At 66.2% G+C, this 632-nt stretch carries 2 protein-coding genes; both read right to left on the minus strand.

All coding sequences use genetic code 11. The features are described from left to right. Nucleotides 1-286, minus strand: a 286-nt coding sequence (locus AC1DS5_RS25210; protein ID WP_477720978.1) for a hypothetical protein, incomplete at its 3' end; no start/stop codon positions are given. A gap of 30 nt (nt 287-316) precedes the next feature. Beyond that, the coding region (locus AC1DS5_RS25215) for a hypothetical protein (RefSeq protein ID WP_477720979.1) at nt 317-632 on the minus strand (316 nt) is incomplete at its 5' end.

The following is a 632-nucleotide window of genomic DNA, read 5'->3' on the forward strand; positions in this document are numbered from 1 at the left end:
CGATGAAGCCGCGCACCAGCGCGCGGTCGCCGGCCCAAAGCAATTCAGGCCCGACGCGCAGATCGCGCGCCAGCGTCAGTGCGCGGCGTTCCCGCGTGAACAGATGCAGCGCCAGCAGATATGACCACCACGGCACCTGGTCGAGCCGGCGCAGCACCGCATCGACTTCGCCCGATGACGTGCGATAGCGGCCGCGCTCGACGGTCGAGAACACGTCGCGTTTCAGCAACACGCCTTCGGTCCAGGTCTTGGACAGCGCTGCGGCGTCCTGTGGCGGCAAACTCATCGAACAATCCTGAAATTCAAATCGCCGGCGTCATGCCGCGGCTGCAACGGGCAGGCTGGCGGCAATCCAGTCATCCATGTCGGCCAGCGCCCGCACGCTCATCGMCTGCTTCTTGGCAACGGTCTTCTCATTGCCGCGCAGCCGCGAGCCGTCGAGCTTCTTGGTCGGCGCCTGAGCCAGCGGCGGGAACAGGCCGAAATTGATGTTCATCGGCTGGAAAGAGCGCGGTCCAGCATCGATGGTTTCGATATGGCCGCCGGTGATGTGGCCGAGCAACGAGCCCAGAGCCGTCGTCACGGGCGGGGGCGCCAGCGACTGGCGCTTGGCATCGGCCGCGGCATAGAGG

Source organism: Polaromonas sp. P4_H1 (genome assembly GCF_056400945.1).